The sequence below is a fragment of the Thermocoleostomius sinensis A174 genome, from assembly GCF_026802175.1.
Taxonomy (GTDB): Bacteria; Cyanobacteriota; Cyanobacteriia; order Elainellales; family Elainellaceae; genus Thermocoleostomius; species Thermocoleostomius sinensis.
Genome location: NZ_CP113797.1, coordinates 1,740,125 through 1,757,569, shown reverse-complemented (window position 1 = coordinate 1,757,569; position 17,445 = coordinate 1,740,125). Strand labels below are relative to the sequence as shown.

The 17,445-nt window shown below is 49.4% G+C and carries 16 protein-coding genes; 11 read left to right on the top strand and 5 right to left on the bottom strand.

The features are described from left to right. Nucleotides 1-168: 168 nt before the first annotated feature. Together OXH18_RS07640 and OXH18_RS07635 are read right to left on the bottom strand one after the other, a co-directional pair. Entirely contained in the window at nt 169-741 is a 573-nt protein-coding gene (locus OXH18_RS07640; protein ID WP_268611896.1) for a Uma2 family endonuclease, read from the bottom strand. Nucleotides 742-1,059: 318 nt separating this feature from the next. Further along, on the bottom strand, nt 1,060-1,185 hold the full coding sequence (locus OXH18_RS07635; RefSeq protein ID WP_268611895.1) for a hypothetical protein: 126 nt from the start codon (nt 1,183-1,185) through the stop codon (nt 1,060-1,062). 47 nt (nt 1,186-1,232) lie between these two features. On the opposite strand from OXH18_RS07635, the gene OXH18_RS25470 reads away from it, so the two are divergent. The 4 genes from OXH18_RS25470 to OXH18_RS07620 all read left to right on the top strand — a co-directional run bounded on the left by OXH18_RS25470 (nt 1,233) and on the right by OXH18_RS07620 (nt 4,938). Continuing rightward, nucleotides 1,233-1,355 carry a nucleotidyltransferase domain-containing protein gene (locus tag OXH18_RS25470; protein ID WP_390904387.1) on the top strand — a complete coding sequence of 41 codons (123 nt, stop codon included), beginning with the start codon at nt 1,233-1,235 and terminating at the stop codon, nt 1,353-1,355. 40 nt (nt 1,356-1,395) lie between these two features. Further along, nucleotides 1,396-2,655 (top strand): M20 metallopeptidase family protein, encoded by a 1,260-nt coding sequence (locus OXH18_RS07630; protein ID WP_268611893.1) that lies wholly within the window; start codon nt 1,396-1,398, stop codon nt 2,653-2,655. A 118-nt stretch (nt 2,656-2,773) separates the two neighbouring features. Beyond that, nucleotides 2,774-3,781 carry a cupin-like domain-containing protein gene (locus tag OXH18_RS07625; RefSeq protein WP_268611892.1) on the top strand — a complete coding sequence of 336 codons (1,008 nt, stop codon included), beginning with the start codon at nt 2,774-2,776 and terminating at the stop codon, nt 3,779-3,781. Nucleotides 3,782-3,786: 5 nt separating this feature from the next. Further along, nucleotides 3,787-4,938, top strand: a complete 1,152-nt coding sequence (locus tag OXH18_RS07620; protein ID WP_268611891.1) for a redoxin domain-containing protein — start codon at nt 3,787-3,789, stop codon at nt 4,936-4,938. Nucleotides 4,939-5,007: 69 nt separating this feature from the next. Here the strand turns inward: OXH18_RS07620 and mrdA are convergent, their stop codons facing one another. Beyond that, entirely contained in the window at nt 5,008-6,822 is a 1,815-nt protein-coding gene (gene mrdA / locus OXH18_RS07615; protein WP_268611890.1) for a penicillin-binding protein 2, read from the bottom strand. A gap of 200 nt (nt 6,823-7,022) precedes the next feature. Here mrdA and OXH18_RS25305 point away from each other — a divergent pair, with 200 nt between their 5' ends. Next, entirely contained in the window at nt 7,023-7,133 is a 111-nt protein-coding gene (locus OXH18_RS25305; protein WP_315874637.1) for an NAD synthetase, read from the top strand. Between the two features lie 13 nt (nt 7,134-7,146). Here the strand turns inward: OXH18_RS25305 and OXH18_RS07610 are convergent, their stop codons facing one another. Both OXH18_RS07610 and OXH18_RS07605 read right to left on the bottom strand, forming a co-directional pair. After that, entirely contained in the window at nt 7,147-9,054 is a 1,908-nt protein-coding gene (locus OXH18_RS07610) for a mechanosensitive ion channel family protein (RefSeq protein WP_268611889.1), read from the bottom strand. A 150-nt stretch (nt 9,055-9,204) separates the two neighbouring features. Then, nucleotides 9,205-11,307: a recombinase family protein gene (locus OXH18_RS07605; protein ID WP_268611888.1), complete on the bottom strand. Its 2,103-nt coding sequence runs from the start codon at nt 11,305-11,307 to the stop codon at nt 9,205-9,207. 327 nt (nt 11,308-11,634) lie between these two features. Here OXH18_RS07605 and OXH18_RS07600 point away from each other — a divergent pair, with 327 nt between their 5' ends. The 6 genes from OXH18_RS07600 to OXH18_RS07575 all read left to right on the top strand — a co-directional run bounded on the left by OXH18_RS07600 (nt 11,635) and on the right by OXH18_RS07575 (nt 17,422). Then, complete coding sequence (locus tag OXH18_RS07600) at nt 11,635-13,047, top strand: proton extrusion protein PcxA (protein WP_268611887.1); 1,413 nt, start codon at nt 11,635-11,637, stop codon at nt 13,045-13,047. A gap of 96 nt (nt 13,048-13,143) precedes the next feature. After that, nucleotides 13,144-14,553, top strand: coding sequence for a protein translocase subunit SecD (gene secD, locus OXH18_RS07595; protein WP_268611886.1), 1,410 nt, complete (start codon nt 13,144-13,146; stop codon nt 14,551-14,553). Continuing rightward, entirely contained in the window at nt 14,550-15,500 is a 951-nt protein-coding gene (secF, locus tag OXH18_RS07590; protein ID WP_268611885.1) for a protein translocase subunit SecF, read from the top strand. Before secD ends, secF begins: the two co-directional genes overlap by 4 nt. Before the next feature lie 44 nt (nt 15,501-15,544). Continuing rightward, nucleotides 15,545-16,723: a quinone-dependent dihydroorotate dehydrogenase gene (locus tag OXH18_RS07585; protein ID WP_268611884.1), complete on the top strand. Its 1,179-nt coding sequence runs from the start codon at nt 15,545-15,547 to the stop codon at nt 16,721-16,723. Next, nucleotides 16,704-17,174: a DUF3531 family protein gene (locus OXH18_RS07580; RefSeq protein WP_268611883.1), complete on the top strand. Its 471-nt coding sequence runs from the start codon at nt 16,704-16,706 to the stop codon at nt 17,172-17,174. The genes OXH18_RS07585 and OXH18_RS07580 overlap by 20 nt, the downstream gene beginning before the upstream one ends. A 71-nt stretch (nt 17,175-17,245) precedes the next feature. After that, on the top strand, nt 17,246-17,422 hold the full coding sequence (locus tag OXH18_RS07575) for a Sec-independent protein translocase subunit TatA/TatB (protein ID WP_268611882.1): 177 nt from the start codon (nt 17,246-17,248) through the stop codon (nt 17,420-17,422). Nucleotides 17,423-17,445: the final 23 nt, after the last annotated feature.

The following is a 17,445-nucleotide window of genomic DNA, read 5'->3' as shown; positions in this document are numbered from 1 at the left end:
TCCTAGACTAGCCAGAGTGCGTCTTCTACGTTTTTAAGTTTAAGAAAGTTTTTAAAAAATGCTTCATACCTGCTTTCGGGGAGGTCCGCTGTTGCAAGTATGGCAGTGATTGTTTATTTGGTCAGGGGAACTGTCACGGTTACGCATCACGGCTGTCACGATGATTGTCTAGGGTAGATTTTGGAGAAAAAGTTGATTGAGTGAAATGGCAATGTTAGGAAACGCAACGGGGGCAAGCAACATATTTACAGCCAGGACAGTTTCTTGCTGCTGATAGCCCGCTTGGGTTGGTTCTCGAAAAACGTAAACCTGCCGAGTGTTGACATCCAAAATCCAGTAATCAGGAATTCCTGCTTTGGCGTAGATGGGGGCTTTTTGCTGACGATCGCCCAGCAAGGTAGAATCTGCAACTTCGATAATCAGAAAAATCTCATTCGGTGTGGGATGGTGATCGCCATATTCATTGGCATCAATATGAACAACTGCAATATCCGGTTCAGGTTCTGATCTAGGTTGCAATGTTACAGGTAATTGCATCCGCACATAAGCAACAGTTTCCAGCAGTCGATCCAGGTAGCGAAAGGCACGTTGAGTGGTTGCCGCATGGGGTGGCAGTTGCGGATTCATCTCGATAATTTGCCCTTCTAATAGCTCAACTCGATCGCCCTCCGTCAAAATCCCAGTTTCGACCATGCGGTGATAGTCGTCTACTGTCCACAATTTGACTTTCGTTGACACCATTACTATTTCCTGAAGCCGTCTTCCTGAAGTCGTCATTCATTCCAGGCTGAAAAGCATATGCTTTACACTCTTGCCTTGCAGGGGATTATCTACAGCCATCTTAACCTTTGTTCCAGAGCTGACCTATGACTTATGGTTACCAAACCTCCCAGAGTCAGGCGGCAGAGCACTAAAAAATGAGACCCTTCATAGCGGAGAGCCAACCGTGAGAGGACTTGTCATTCACGCCGCGACTTCGATAGGAGATTGTCGCAACCGGCATCATGAGGAATTTGTAACTGTAGCTAATGCTCGTTATCTTTGTCCATGCAAAGATCTTTAATCTGTGACCAATGTATGACAAATGGCAACGCCACCCGCCACGGCATCGGCAAGAAAGCGATACGGTAGAAGATACAGGACTAGTGTCTTAGCAGATTGATCAGACTCATGAACCAAAGTCACCTGTGTTTGCTTGAAGAATTGCTACAAACCGCAGGCAACAGAAGTAGCTGCTCTGGATCGGTAATGGCTGGGCGATCGATGCTCGGTTGGGACAAATTGCAAGGAAGCACGAAGATATTGAAGATGATATTGAAGATATTGATGTGACATTGCTACACACCGCGGTTTAACTCTGGCGTTCTACACGAAGTTCTTAAACGTATTTCTAAAATGGTTTCAACTCCTTTATCTCTCTTTTCTGAACATTCCTCTGTACGATCGGATATTCAAGCCCTCCAGTCAGAGTTAGTGCAGTGGCGACGATCGCTGCATCAAAAACCAGAGCTTGGGTTTCAAGAGCACCTCACAGCCAAATTTGTTGCACAAAAATTGCAGCAGTGGCAAATTCCCCATCAAACTGGAATTGCACAAACCGGAATTGTGGCCACGATCGCCAGCGGCAAACCGGGGCCCGTGTTGGCCATCCGTGCTGATATGGATGCACTGCCTGTACAGGAAGAAAATGACGTACCTTATCGATCGCAGCATCCGGGGTTAATGCACGCCTGTGGTCACGATGGACATACTGCCATTGCTTTGGGTACAGCCTATTACCTAGCCCACCATTTAGTGCATCAACCAGACTTTACGGGTACGGTAAAAATCATCTTTCAGCCCGCTGAAGAGGGGCCTGGTGGCGCTCAACCCATGATCGCAGAGGGCGTACTGCGCAATCCTGATGTCAATGCAATTATTGGGCTGCACCTGTGGAATAATTTGCCCTTGGGTACGGTAGGAATTTGCGAAGGTGCGCTGATGGCAGCGGTGGAAACCTTTGATTGTATAATTCAGGGCAAAGGCGGGCATGGAGCGATGCCGCATCAAACCATTGATTCCATCGTGGTCAGTGCCCAAATTGTTAATGCCCTGCAAACCATTGTGTCTCGTAATGTTAATCCACTGCAATCGGCGGTGGTAACGGTGGGATCACTCCATGCGGGTCATGCCCACAATGTCATTCCCGATCGTGCCGAACTGAAGGGAACCGTGCGCTATTTTGACCCCAGCCTCAGTGACTTTTTTAAGCAGCGCATTGAAGCCGTAATTGCAGGAATTTGTCAAAGTCACGGAGCGCGCTATCACTTGGAGTACTGCAAACTCTATCCCCCGGTGATTAACGATCAGCACATTGCCAATTTGGTGCGATCGGTGGCAGAAACGGTGATTGAAACACCGGCTGGTATCGTTCCCGATTGTCAAACGATGGGCGGTGAGGATATGTCTTTCTTTTTGCAAGAAGTACCCGGCTGCTATTTCTTCTTGGGGTCAGCTAATCTCAATAAAGGGCTAGCTTATCCCCATCACCACCCCCGCTTCGATTTTGATGAAACTGCCTTGAGCATAGGGGTAGAAATTTTTGTTCGATGTGTAGAAAAGGTTTGTTGTCCCGCAAAGTCAGATACACAGCAAGCAGCGATCGAGAAGACCTAGCCGACCGTGTTAGTCACCCTCCCGAAAACCTCCCGCTTATCTCTTGATTTCCTCTTCTTCAATCGCTATGGTTGGCGATCGAGAACCACTTGAACAGTGCCTTCCTCTAGTTATACTCATGCGAAGCCGATCTGCTATCTCCTCATCTACCCATTCCTCACCTAAGACGGCCTCTCTATCCAATTCTGGGACCTCTACCAACGCAATTGTTCAGCGAGTTTCAGGGGCATCTCTGACGGCAGCGGAGTTTTTTCAGCACTATCAAAAGCCTGGTATACCAGTCATTATTACCGGGCTATTAGATGCTGAGCCAGACTGGAATCTGGATTACTTGTGTCAGCAGCTTGGCGACCAACCGTTCCCGGTGCGACAGTATGGACGCGATCGATATCAGCAAGATAAGCGCCAGTGGACAAGTTCGGGCAGCGGTGTTCCGGCAATCACGCTCTCCTTTTCGGAGTATGCTGACAGGTTACGGAATGGGACGGTGCGGGATCAGGATCTCTACTTAGCTAGGTGTTCACTGCAACAAACTCCCTTATCTCAGTTGCCAAATCTTACGCAAGCAGAAAATCAGTTGGGTTTGCGGCTGCCGGCAACTGCGCTTAACCTATGGGTGGGTCTGGGTGGACATACGTCTTGTCTACACTATGACCCTATGGATGGAACGCTGGTGCAACTACATGGCGCTAAGAAAATCTTGTTGTTCCCACCTTCACAGCTTTATAATCTCTATCCGTTTCCTGTGATCAAGCATTTGTACCATGGCTTGAAGTTGCGAGCCGTGTATAGTCAAGTCTATCCAGAGCGACCCGATTTGGAAGCATTTCCCAAGTTTCAGCACGCCATACCCTACGCCCAAGAAATTACGCTGTATCCTAAAGAAATTCTATTTTTGCCATCTGGATGGTGGCATGAGGTGACAGCGCTTGGTGAAGAGATGGTTTGTTCGATCAATCGGTTTTGGCATGTGCTGCCCCTGTCCAGAGCGTTTTCGTCGTGGAGCAAATGGCGTGCGCATTTAGGAGGAGTATTGGCGGCTCCGCATATTTTTGGGAATGTGATGGGTGCAATTAGCAGTGGCAATCGCCAAGGAGAACTGAGTAAATTAATTCAACGGCTTTAACCATCATGGCACGGTTCACGACGGGAGATCCCATCCCCTGGTTTACCCTTCCTTCTACATCGAATGCGTCCTATCACTTTGATACAGTAGGGGGACATCGAGTGGTGCTGTTTTTCTTCGGCAGTTCCAGAGTTCCCCGATCGGCCCGATTGGTTCAGGAGTTTTGTCAATATCAGGCACAATTTGCCGCTTTCAATATTCCGTTCTTTGGCGTCAGCATCGACCCTGACGATGTTCATCTAAAAGACGCGATTGAATATCCCACCTACTGCAAGTTTTTGTGGGATTTTAATCAGGAAATTAGTCAGCGCTTTGGCGTTTGCGAGCTAGACCAAGAAGCTGTTTACTATACCCCTACTGTTTTTGTGCTCGATCGCAATCTGCGTGTTCTGCAAGTATTTCCTGTGGAAGATCCCCAGGGAGATGAGTTTGTCGATCGAGTGATGGCATTTCTTCAGCAGCTTCCTGAATTTGATCCACCGTGTATGGCGGCTCGTCAGGCTCCGATTTTAACTATCCCTCATGCCGTCGATCGATCGCTGTGTCAGAGGTTGATTGATCACTATGAGTTTACTGGCGGCGAAGAATCGGGATTTATGCGCGAAGTGGAGGGCAAAACCGTCGCTATTCTAGACGAGAACTTCAAAAAACGCCGAGATGTATTAATCCGAGATACAGCGTTGCTAGAACAGATCAACACATTTGTATTGAGACGAATTAGTCCTGAAATTAAAAAAGCCTTTCAGTTTGAGATCACCCGCTTTGAACGGCATGTTGTGGCTTGCTATGAAGCCCACAATCAAGGGTTTTTCAATCGTCACCGCGATAACACCACGCGAGGAACTGCCCATCGTCGCTTTGCGATGACCCTCAACTTGAACACAGGCTATGAAGGTGGCTGTTTATGGTTTCCAGAATATGGCACTCAGCTTTATCGTCCAGACGTGGGAGAAGCAATCATCTTCTCCTGTTCCCTATTACATGAGGTAACGCCCGTAACCCAAGGGCGACGGTTTGCGCTGCTATCGTTTTTCTATGACGACGAAGACGCCAAACTCCGCGAACAGAATCGCAAATATTTAGCATCTACCGTGAAATCCACTCCGGCTCCCCCGCCTGATCCGGCTCCAACCCATACTAGCGATGTGATGCTCTAGTATGCTTAAGGAGCTTCAAGAAACCTCGATCGAGCTAGATGAAAGCACTCAATTCCCAATCTCTATCTCCTAGTCACTGATCACTTCTTCAGGTGCAGCCGATTCCGTAGACACGGTGCCGTTAAAGTAGGTTTCTAGCACCTGGCGCACCATTGGAGCCGCTACCTTACCCCCGCCGCCGCCAGAATTCTCAGCAAAGGCCACTACGACAATCTCTGGCTTACTGATGGGGCCATAGGCTCCGAACCAAGCATGAGATAAGCGCGGTGGGTCTTCAGCCGTGCCGCTTTTTCCAGCTAGGGGAGGCAACGTAGGGACATTCAGCGCTTGTCCTGTACCACCTGTAATCACCTGCCGCAACCCATCCTGAAGAATGCCGATCGTTGCAGGTGAAATTCCCAACGGCTGACGCCATTCCCGAGCCTCTTGGTTGCCCATCAACAGGTGGGGTTTAACCCGATCGCCTCCATTGGCCGCCACCGCAAACATGACCGCCACTTGCAACGGAGAAGACTGTAAGTAGCCCTGCCCGATCGACATATTTACGCTGTCTCCGGCATACCAATCTTCTTGCAGTTCTGCCTTTTTCCAGGTGGCATCGGGAACCAGTCCTGACGCTTCTTCGCCGGCAATTTCAATTCCTGTCTTCTGCCCAAATCCATAACGCTTCGTCCAGGCAATCAGGGGGGCTTCACCCATGCTCAGGGCTGTTTGGTAGAAAAAGGTGTCACTGCTCCAGGCCATCGCTCCGCGAAAGTCAAGCGGGCCAAATCCGGCGCGGTTCCAGTCCCAAAACTGAATGCCGCCAACTTCAATAAATGGAAAGGTCGGTAAGACCGTTTCGCTGGGAAATGCCCCCGACTCGATCGCCGCTGTGGTTGTTACAATCTTAAAGGTACTGGCAGGTGGATAGCCTTGCAGCGCTCGATTCACAAAGGGAAAATCCTGGTTTTGAAGCTGTTGCCATTGGGCATCTGTAATGTAGGTTGAGAATAAATTGGGATCAAATGTGGGACGGCTGACCATCGCTAAAATTTCCCCGTTGTTGGGGTTCATTGCCACGATTGCTCCTTTACGATTGCCCAATGCCCGCTCTACCGCCCGTTGCAAATCGAGATCGATCGTCAACTGCACATCCTCGCCAGCTTGAGTTGGTTTTTCCTCCAGCACCCGCAACACTTGTCCAATGCCATCTACTTCTACTTGTTGTCCGCCCCATTCTCCTCGTAGTTGCGACTCAAACGCAGCCTCCACCCCCATTTGCCCAATAACATCCCCTAATCGATAGCCTTCGCTAGCGCGCGCTTTCAAATCTTCATCATTCATTTCTCCGGTATAGCCCAGTACATGTGCCCCCAAATCTCCATAGGGGTAATTGCGCACGGCTTCTGCTTCTACCTGCACTCCTTTGAAGATTTGACCAAATTCTGCTAAGGCAGTGACTTGAGCCGGACTGATGCTACGCGCCACCCGCACCCGCACTGGCGAATTGTACCCCGCTTGCTCTAGCCGATCTTGAATTTCTTCGAGGGGAATATTGAGAATTTGCGACAGTTCCGGTAAAATCTCGACCCAGCGCTCTTTAGGATTGGCGATCGGCCAAAGAAACACCGCATGAGACAGCCGACTGCCTGCTAAGGTCCGACCTTTGCGATCGAGAATTCTACCCCGTTCGGGTTGCCGAGGAATGAGCCGAATTCGGTTATCGTCAGCCAGTTGCCGATTGCGCTCTCCTTGCAGCAGTTGCAGGTAGACCAAGCGACTGGCAACTCCTCCCATTAATGTGATTGTGACGATCAGCATCAAAATCAATGACTGATAGCGTCGCCCCACAGTGCGAGCATTGTTTTGCTGAGACAGAGAGGAATGTTGGGATAAGGCCATAAACCGTAGTAAAGCTATCGCAACCTAAACTTCAAAAATCTACACTTTCATCAGTCTACCGCTAGTTTTGGTCGGACTGAAGTGGGGAATGAGTGTCAAGATTCGATCGAGCGGGTTGGTTGGTGCTCCCTCACGGGTTATTTAAGGTAAGCTTGCTTCAGGACTGCTGGTTTCAGGAGAGTTTCAGGGAGAGAATCGTTATGGAACCGATCGGTTGGATAGATTGGCTGGCTGGCATGTTGGCAATCATGATTTTAGCGAGCGGATTGGTGATGCTGCTAAAGGGGGTGTCTGCCATGAATCGTAACTAGGTAACTAGAGCAACTACTGTGCGTTTTCCTTGAGTTCTTTGCCATTAACACTTTCGGTGTGGCTTGCTGGGGTCCATACATCTGCCTCTGAGGAAGAATTTCGATCGTTCTGCTGACGATGCCAAATTACTTGCTGCGGCATTCCGATGTCAATATTACTTTCTTCAAGCGCAATGCGCACTCGGAGCCGAAACTCGCGCCCTGCCCGCCATTGTTGCAGCGGTTGGGTATCAATCCAGACACGGATGGTTTGTCCTTCATGGGAAATGGATTCCACACCCACCACCTCTGGTGGTTTTAACAAATGCGGTTGCCATTTGGGATCGTCGTACATTGCGTGAGCAACTTGCTTGATCACATCCAACGCCAGCTTAATATCCGTGTTGTAAGCGACGGTAATCATAAAATCGGTGCGAGACCAGTTGCGCGTTAAGTTTTCCACCTGCGAGATCAGGCTATTGGGAATTGTGATCAACCGCCCTTCCACCGTGCGAATTTGAGTGATGCGCAAGTTCATATTTTCCACCAACCCGTCTACAGTGCCAACGGCAATCCAATCTCCGATCGCATATTGGTCTTCGCAGAGAATCAAGAATCCGTTAACTAAGTCTTTGATCAAACTTTGAGACGCCAGTGAGACAGCCAGCGCCACAACAGCCCCTAAGGTAAGCACAGAGCCGATCGGCACCCCTACATAACTCAGCAGTCCACCAATCCCCAAAGCATAGAGGACAAACGTTTTGAACCCTTTAGTCGATCGCAAAATCGTGGAAATGCGCAGCGATCGGCGTTGAGCATCCTCAAATGTGAATAGATCGTTGTTTTGCCAAGCCCTAGAGACACGGGTAATCAGAATATCGCCCAAGCGATTTACTAATCCCAGCACAAACCACACTAGCAGTAGCGCGATCGGCAACCGCAGCAAGTTCTCTGCTAGGGCTTCGGTAGACGAAAAGATATGTAAAATCCAACTGATGCCTACAAACCAAACCGATACTTGCCCCCAAAACAGGAGCCAGCGCAACAGAGAAACGATCGCCAGTCGTTTTTCAATGGGAAATTGCTGTTGAATAGCGGTAATGAAATCAAGGCGATGGGTCGCACGAGAAGCAGGTTCCGAGGATTGAGTTTGAGTTCGAGACTTGGCTGTTTCAACTGCCAATTGCCGCTTCAGTGCTCGACTTCTGACAGTGAACAGCTTTTGCAACAACAACAGCAATGCACTGATCACCAGTACTCCTACTGCGACCCGAATCGCTTGTTGCAACTGTTGAGTAATTACGTCTGGTTTACGAGCTTCCAACGCCCGTGTTAACCGCTGTTGCAGCAATTGCTGCCACTGTTGCGCCAGTTCCTCGACGGTTAATCCGTAGTAGCGCGCATCCAACGGCGTCACCGTCAGCAGTTCAAGTGGCTGCAATCGATAGGCATCTGTAACAGTCAGCACCGTCTGTCCATTTAAAGTCGCCACATCTACCCGCAGCGTGTCTGGATCATACAGGGTAAAGTATTCGCGGCCACTATCCAAATTCCAGGTTGGATCTTTGGTCAGCACCTGCCGTAAGTTAGCCTCAATCTGAGCCGCCCTAGCCTCCACCAAAATTTGTCCTTCTGGATTAGCGCGATCGGGCACTGTCACCGCCGTTACTCGAAACAAATCACGATTTTCAAACCTTACAGGAGCCGTTTCCAGAGAGCCAAGCCGTTCTACCCGCGGAGGCAGTCCGGGGGTGGGTACAGACGAATCTGGCAGCGATAACTGCCCCCACGCCGCCGGAGCCAGCCCAGAAAAACCGCTAACCCAAACTAAACAACCAATTGCCAACCCCATCCATCGCCACCGCCGAAACTGGAAGAACGATCGAAAGCTCTGTTGATAGAGCCGCTGAGTCAATTGAATTAGCGAAGATGGAAGAGGCAAAACCTGGGAGCGCATGGATTGAGTTGTGAACAGCCTGTTACATGGGTAGATTAACAGACGATTTCCCGCTTCTCCATCCTCTGCTTAGGTGAAGGGGTGGAGGTTGCAGATTAGGAGTTAAGAGTTACTTTTATCCCCGTTCCCCATTCCCTACTTCCTCACTTCAATCGCCACTGGAACCGCTGCATTCACCAATGGCAACAACACGCCCGTTTGTTCCTGTCCGTTGGTGGCTAATTCGCTATAGCAAAGAAATACCTTTTCGGTGGCGCGGCCCAATAGATCGAGCACCTGTCGTTCTAGTCGGCGTTGATCGGCCGCTAGGGTATCGGCTACTGACCACGGACGCCCCGACCACTCTCGCAAAAACAAGGAGGAACCAAATAAGCCACTGCCGCCTGTAAGCCAAAAGGGAGAACCTGCATCGAGCCAAAATTGCCAGCGGTGGAATTGGCGATTGCTGCGATATTGATAGATAGTGGACAGCGTGACAGACTGGCGAGCGATCGGCGATCGGACAGGATACGGGTCAGCGGTGATCGTTCCGTCTTGCAGCAGTTGAATGAATTGCCCTACAGACACAGACGGTACAGTGCCAGAGCGGGCATGTTGGTGTAGTCGAGTGTCCACCTCCCAATAGTGCTGTGCGGTCTCCATCAGTTCTCGTAAAACTGCCAGTTGGTGATAGGGTAAGTGGCTACCGCCATAGAGGAACTGTTGAATGGCGCGATCGAGCAACACAACCGGGCTAGGAATTAATCGTTGTTGCTGCTGCTGTTTCTGTGCCTCTAGCCACTGCAAAATAGTTTCGTAGGCTTGAGTGGCTTGGTGTCCCAATCGGTCCCAGCGGGGAAATGCCGTCACGGGTAGTAAATGTGGCTGCTCAGGATCAGGCACAAAGCAATGATCCATCAATAGCCCGGCCCGCACAGGATCGATTTTTGGGGCGATCGCCGCGACAAATTCCTCTGCGTCTACCGTTTGTCTGGGAACTTGACTCAGCAACACCAACATCTCGGCAACAGCTTCGCGGTTGAGCAACCGTCCTAAGCCCGGATACACTAACGCCAGCAGAGTTAGCAGTGCCCGCACCAAGGGCGCACTGATGAGTGGGCTTTGATCATTAAGCAAAAATAGAGAAATGCCGCGATTACTCAGAATTTCGCGCAGGGTATAACGAGTAATCGCATCCATCCCAGGGGTAATGATGGCAATATCTTGGGGAAGGGCTTGCTGAGTTTGTACAGCATTAATAATCACATCGGCGGTTTGCCGGAGCAATTCGGCTCTAGAGGTTGTCAAAATTGCTTGAATCGAGTCAGGCAGCGGTGGCAACACCATTGGTTCATTCAAGTAATTCACCAGCATTGTTCCCCACTGTGCTCCCAAGCTAGGAGGAGCGGGCAGTGTTTCGACTTGGGCACAGCGATCAGCTAAGTTGAGGGCCACTGGATCGGCTCCTAGTCCGACTCGCACGCCGCCCTGGGGGTTATAGGTAAGCGCGATCGGCATCTGTTGATCGAAGAAAAACTCAAAGAGCTTGCTAGCAACGGCTGGATATTCGTCTACATCGTCGGCGAGAATTCCGTGATAGCGACGTTTTAAGTGCTGCTGATAGGTGGGATCAGGTAACAGATAACGCCAATAGAGTTCAGTGATAATACCATAGGTGAGAAATCCCCGCTCCAAACACCAGCGTAGCCATTGCGCCACGGCTTCCCCCATTTCTGTCCATACATCTGCTGCCCCCTCTGGTTCCGTTAATCCTTGCTTCAAGATTAGAGGAATGTCTTCGTGGGGAGTGCCACTGGCCGCCGCTAGTTGCAACAGGTCTAGCGCTCGACGAACGACAAAATAGTCACTCACACCTTCTAGTCGTAACCTGCCTTGATCCAATAGCGATCGCCACAAATTGGTCGCCAATTCCTGCTCGGTTTCAGGGCGCAATCGCAGCGGAAACGGCACTTTCAAATTTAATCGACGAGCTAGCAGTGGCAGAAATAACAGCACCTCATCCTGAAAGAACCCTAACGGCGTGGCAGAAATGAAGCGACACTGTCCTTGGGTGGCTGTGACAATGCGATCGTCTAGCTCCAAGCGATTATCACCCGTCGCCGCGAATACCAGAAACGAGGAGAATAGACGAGGTTGGCTAGTGACATTGGTCGCTGCCCAGTGTTGAAGCTGCTGGATTAGGCGATTGGTTTTACCACTGCGCGTGGTTCCAACGATCCAAATAGAGTCGCAAGACACGAAGGGGGCTTTGGTAGATTTGATAGGATACACGTTACATTTAAACTCATTCCCTGCACTGTTTCTTTGGTTTGGATTTTGCTACTGATGATCGACGCTGAAATTGCTACTTAAGCAACGGTTGAGACGGCAGGCTGTCGTTTTGTTCAAGCCGTTCCACAATACCCTTCTGAAACTTCATCTTTAGTCAGGATCACCGTGAAGAAACCTCAACCCGTCTTGAGCCTTGATTACAGTAGAGTCACATTAGCAATCAATTGCAAAAATCGATCGTTTTATGCAGAATCGAAACAGGACGAATCAACCCTATTATGATTCTTGATAGCGATGAGAAGCACCATTTTTAGTTCAATCAAAGGCTATGTTCGCACAGCTAATCGATGGCTTCTAAGGACACCGGAACGGGCATTGAATGAAGCTTATGAAGCAGCTCTTGCTATCAAGAATTTAGAAGATTCCTATTTCAATGGCGAGCGAATTTTTCCTGATTCTAAGCGCTATGGCCGCACGACTCAAAATTATTTTCAATCTGAGCTTAAAAAGAATTTAGATATTATTAAGTTGAGGATGACAGAATTTCGGGCTAGTCGCACGATCGTGCGGTTGTCCAATCAATCTATTACGGAGGTACAGCTAGAGGATTCAGCCGAGTTACAGCGCATTAATGTTATCGATCGGCCAGCCGCTATCTTAAAAAAGTTGCGGTTTATTGATGAAATCTTGAGTCGATATGAATCGCGAGATCCAAATCCAACCTCTGTCATTGTCATAGCGGATGCCAATCAATCTAACGGGACAAATGGGGCATCGTTAGTTCGAGCTAGTGACGAACGAGAGGCTACTCGAAACTATGGTAATCCTCGATCGAAAACACAACTGACTGGCGTCAAAGATGCCTTGTTGGATGATCCCAATACTCGCAAAGATGCGCGATCGATTACCGACAAAACGGGAGTACTGCCGCGATCAATTTTAGAAACTGTCGATCGAATTAAACGCGAATTAGACCCAGATGCGGAGCAAGAAGTAGTTCGAGATTTTCGTCGATCGAAGGCTAGAACGATTATTTCGATGCGGCTGGTGTTGTTTTTAATTATTATTCCATTGCTAACCCAGCAGATTACGAAGAGTTTTGTGGTCGGCCCGCTGATTGATCAATTTCGCAGAGATGCTCCTCAGGTCAGAATCTTCCTGAATGATGAAATGGAGGAGGAAGCATTGGCAGAACTACAAAAATTTGAGCAACGCTTGCGGTTTAAAATTTTAATTGGTGAAGCAGAACCACAATCGGACGCGGAAATTAATGAACAAGTGCGAGAAAAAGCCAGAGAACTTCAAGAAGAGTTTCGAGAAATTAGCGGAGATGCCATCAAAAATGTCTTTTCCGATATTTTTGGGTTGTTAGCATTTTTTCTAGTGCTGATCAGTAGCCGCAAGGAGATCGAAGTCCTGAAGTCCTTTATGGATCAAATGATCTATGGACTCAGTGATAGCGCCAAGGCATTTGTAATTATTTTATTTACCGATATGTTTGTGGGGTTCCACTCGCCTCATGGTTGGGAAGTCCTACTAGAAGGTGTCTCTCGCCATTTTGGACTGCCTGCTAACCGAGATTTTATCTTTTTGTTTATTGCTACATTTCCAGTGATTTTAGACACTATTTTTAAGTATTGGATTTTCCGATATCTTAATCGCGTTTCTCCATCAGCCGTAGCAACCTATAAAAATATGAACGAATAAAATTAGTCGGGCTGGTTTCTGAGAGAATCCGGCGGTTGCTCTCATCACTTAGGGGCAAATCTCGCTATCATAGCGTTTGTTGCAGCGGCTACAACTATGGGCAGACAACGTTCACTCATTGCACTAATTTTGATTTTGGCAATCGGGGCGATCGCCGTGCTGGTCACGGTTCCCCTTCAACTGGGGCTAGATTTGCGGGGCGGCTCTCAACTGACGCTTCAGGTCAAACCTACTGAAGCCGTACCAACCATTACCCCCGATAAACTGGCAGCGGTTCAAAGTGTGATCGAAAATCGGGTCAATGGTCTTGGGGTGTCGGAAGCCCAAGTGCAAACGGCAGGGCAAGATCAGTTGATTATTCAACTGCCGGGGGTCAGTGATCCAGCCCAGGCTGAACGAGTATTGGGCGGTACGGCCCAGCTTGACTTTCGAGAACAACGGCGTGGCACCGAAGCTCAACTTCCGGTGGAATTGAACCTGCGATCGCAATTTGAGTCTGAAGCGCAAAGGCTGGCAGCAAGCGGGGATACAGAGGCGATTGAAGCCAACCAACAGGCCTTGCAAACCCGTGAAGCAGCCATTGCCGCTCTGTTTGACAAAACCGGGCTAACGGGAGATATGTTGCAGGATGCTCGTGAATCCTATGATGCTAGCAGTGGCACCTGGAGCGTGAATCTATCCTTTAACAATGAAGGCGGCGAGAAGTTTGCTGAAATTACCAAAAACGTAGCAGGAACCGGCCGAACGCTGGGGATTTTCCTTGACGATCGCCTGCTGAGTGCGCCCACGGTTGATGTCCGCTACGCTGAAACTGGAATTACCGGCGGACAAGCCACCATTTCTGGCCAGTTCACTACTCAAGAAGCAGCAGATTTAGCCATTCAGTTACGCGGTGGAGCGTTGCCAGTTCCCGTCGAAATTATCGAAAACCGCACCGTTGGCGCTACGTTAGGACAAGACAGCATCCGCCGCAGTATCTATGCGGGTCTAGCGGGACTGGTGCTGGTGTTGATCTTCATGGTGGTGTATTACCGCCTCCCCGGTTTAATCGCCGATATTTCCCTGATGTTATATGCTCTGTTCACGCTGGCCCTGTTCAATATTTTGGGGGTGGTGATCACGCTCCCTGGCATCGCCGGATTCATTCTCAGCATTGGCATGGCCGTAGACGCCAATGTGTTAATTTTTGAACGTACCCGCGAAGAATTACAGGCGGGCAAAACCCTGTATCGATCGGTCGAAGCTGGATTTTACCGCGCCTTCTCCAGTATTTTAGATGGCAACCTAACGACCTTGATTGCCTGCGGTGCTTTGATTTGGTTAGGGGTTGGACTGGTCAAAGGCTTTGCAGTCACGCTAGCCGTTGGAATTGTGGTCAGTATGTTTACAGCGCTTACCTGTAGCCGCACGCTGCTGTTGTTTGTTCTGGGATTTCCAGCCTTACGGAAACCGTCTCTATTCAGTCCTAAGTTGTCTGCTTCCCTTCAGACCGAGAAATCATCATGAAACTGCAAGTTATTCGACGGAGAAAGCTGTGGTGGGCGATCTCGTCCTTCGTTATCCTAATCGGGTTAATAGCCATGCTGATCTCCTGGCAGCAAATTGGGTCCCCGCTGCGACCCAACCTGGAATTTGTGGGCGGAACCCGCCTGCAATTGGAGTTAGACTGCACTCAGCCGGGCAACTGCGACGAACCAATTGCTGCTAGTGAAGTGCGAGAGGTCTTAGCGAGACAGGGCCTAGAGAATAGCAGCATTCAAGTGCTGGACGAACACGGACTCTCAATTCGTACTACCAACTTGACGCCCGAACAGCGATCGCAACTTCAAACCGATCTTAACGAAGCGATCGGCCCATTCGACGTTGAACAAACCCAGATTGATTCGGTAGGTCCTACGCTGGGGCGACAGATTTTGTCTGCTGGCTTGATCGCTCTGATCGTTTCCTTTGTGGGCATCATGGTCTACCTCAGCTTTCGGTTCCAGCCAGACTACGCTGTGTTTGCGATCGTGGCACTGCTGCATGATGTGCTTGTCACCATTGGCGTGTTTGCTATTCTGGGTTTGCTGCTCGGCATTGAGGTAGACAGCCTATTTTTAGTATCACTCCTGACTATTGTGGGCTTTTCGGTGAACGATACAGTCGTCATCTACGATCGCATCCGAGAAAACCTCAAGCTTAACCCGGATCGATCGATTGAGAATACGGTCGATGATGCCGTTAATCAAACCCTAGCCCGCTCCATCAACACCACCCTCACCACTATCTTGCCGCTCGTCGCTATTTTTCTACTGGGTGGAGATACTCTCAAGTTCTTTGCCCTAGCGCTTATTGTCGGATTCATTGCGGGAGCCTATTCCAGTATCTTCATCGCCAGCACGTTATTAGCTTGGTGGCGTGGACGCAATGAACAGCTAGTTCCCGCTGTGGCTGAGTCAGTGGATAAGGGCTAGTAGAGATGAGGGACTGAATATTACTATTCGTTTGAGCACCATCCTTGGATATTTATACCGCTCTAATTCGCCCGCTGTTGTTTTCGGTTATCAACGCTGACGCAGAACAACTTCATCAACAAACTATGCAGTGGCTATCAGGGTTAGACACTGCTCAACCGCTACTGCTAGTTCGCTTACTGCGCCAACAGATTCATCGATCGTGCAGTTTCACGCATCCGGCATTGACACAAACCTTGTGGGGCTGCCAGTTTTCAAATCCAGTTGGGCTAGCGGCCGGGTTCGACAAAGATGGGCTAGCGGCTGGTGTTTGGTCTGATTTTGGTTTTGGCTTTGCGGAATTGGGTACCGTCACCTTTCATCCCCAACCGGGTAATCCGAAACCACGCCTGTTTCGTTTGCCGATCGATCGAGCCGCCCTTAACCGCATGGGCTTTAACAATCAGGGAGCCGCTGCCCTCGCTACCCGTCTACAAGCCTTGCGTGATCGAACAGGGACAGAATCAACAACCGATTCGATCGCCCCCCACCCCTCCATTCCCCTTGGCATTAATTTGGGTAAATCCAAGATCACCCCCCTGGAAGCTGCTGTAGAGGATTATGTTGGCAGCTTTCGACTACTCAAATCACTAGGCGATTATTTTGTCATTAATGTCTCGTCACCTAACACACCAGGTCTACGCTCTCTGCAAGCGGTGGAACAACTAGAACCAATTTTGTCGGGATTGCAGCAGGAGAATCAGAACCAAAAGCCGCTGTTGATCAAAATTGCCCCCGATCTGGACTGGGAAGACATTGCCGCGATCGTCCACCTCACCCAAACCTATCACCTAGCAGGAATTATTGCCACCAACACCACCATTCGGCGCGATCGCTTGAAAACTCAGATTATTGCTGCAACCGGACAACCCGTTACCGCAGAAGCGGGCGGCATCAGCGGTGCGCCCGTACGGCAGCGATCGACGGAAGTGATTCGGTTTATTTACCAGCAAACCCAAGGAGGATTGCCGATCGTTGGGGTGGGCGGCGTGTTCACCGCAGATGATGCTTGGGAGAAAATTATCGCTGGCGCAAGCCTAGTCCAGGTGTATACCGGTTGGATTTACGAAGGGCCATGGATGGTGAAACGCATTTTGCAAGGGCTAGTGCGTAAACTAGAGGAGCATAAGCTGAACCAAATCACTGACGCGGTGGGGATGAACTATGAAAGTCGAGTTTCGTGAATGTGATTTCTTTGATTTGTGGATTTGGCTAGAGTTCAGTACAGCCCCTTCTCCAATGGAGCAACAGTATGTGGAAGAAGTCTTTAATTCCTGGTTTCTATTGGGAAAACTGGGCGGGTTCAATGCTGAAAATTTGCAAGTTCAGGATACTGGCTTAGACATTAGCTACATGGACTATAACCAAGACGCAGCCGATCATAGCTTCATGGCTCTGATGCATAATATGAGCGAGTTAGAGTATCAGGGGGTGTGGGGGCGCTGTTGGTTTGACTTGGGAACCAGTGATGCATTGGCGCTGGATGTGTTGATTAACGCACTGGAACAACTCAGCAAAGATTATGTGACGATCGAACGATTAATTATTGGTGGTGAAAACGCTGATTGGAAAATTCCTGGGAATAAGCGATCGGTTTTTATGGAGGGAGAAGCGAAGAACAGTCGGTATAACTAAATTGCCCAACTCCCAACTCCCGACTCCCATTCCCCTATAGTTAGAGAAGGAATCAGCAACAGGAGCATTTCATGTTTAATCTAGGCTGGCCCGAAGTATTGATTATTCTGTTGGCAGCAGTGATTATTTTTGGTCCTAAAAAAATCCCAGAGTTGGGGGGTGCTCTGGGAAAAACCCTACGTGGGTTCAAGGAAGAAATGAACAAACCAGCGGAGGATGAGGAACAGGAATACGATCACGACGCTTAGTTGCCAAGTGATTGACCAAACAC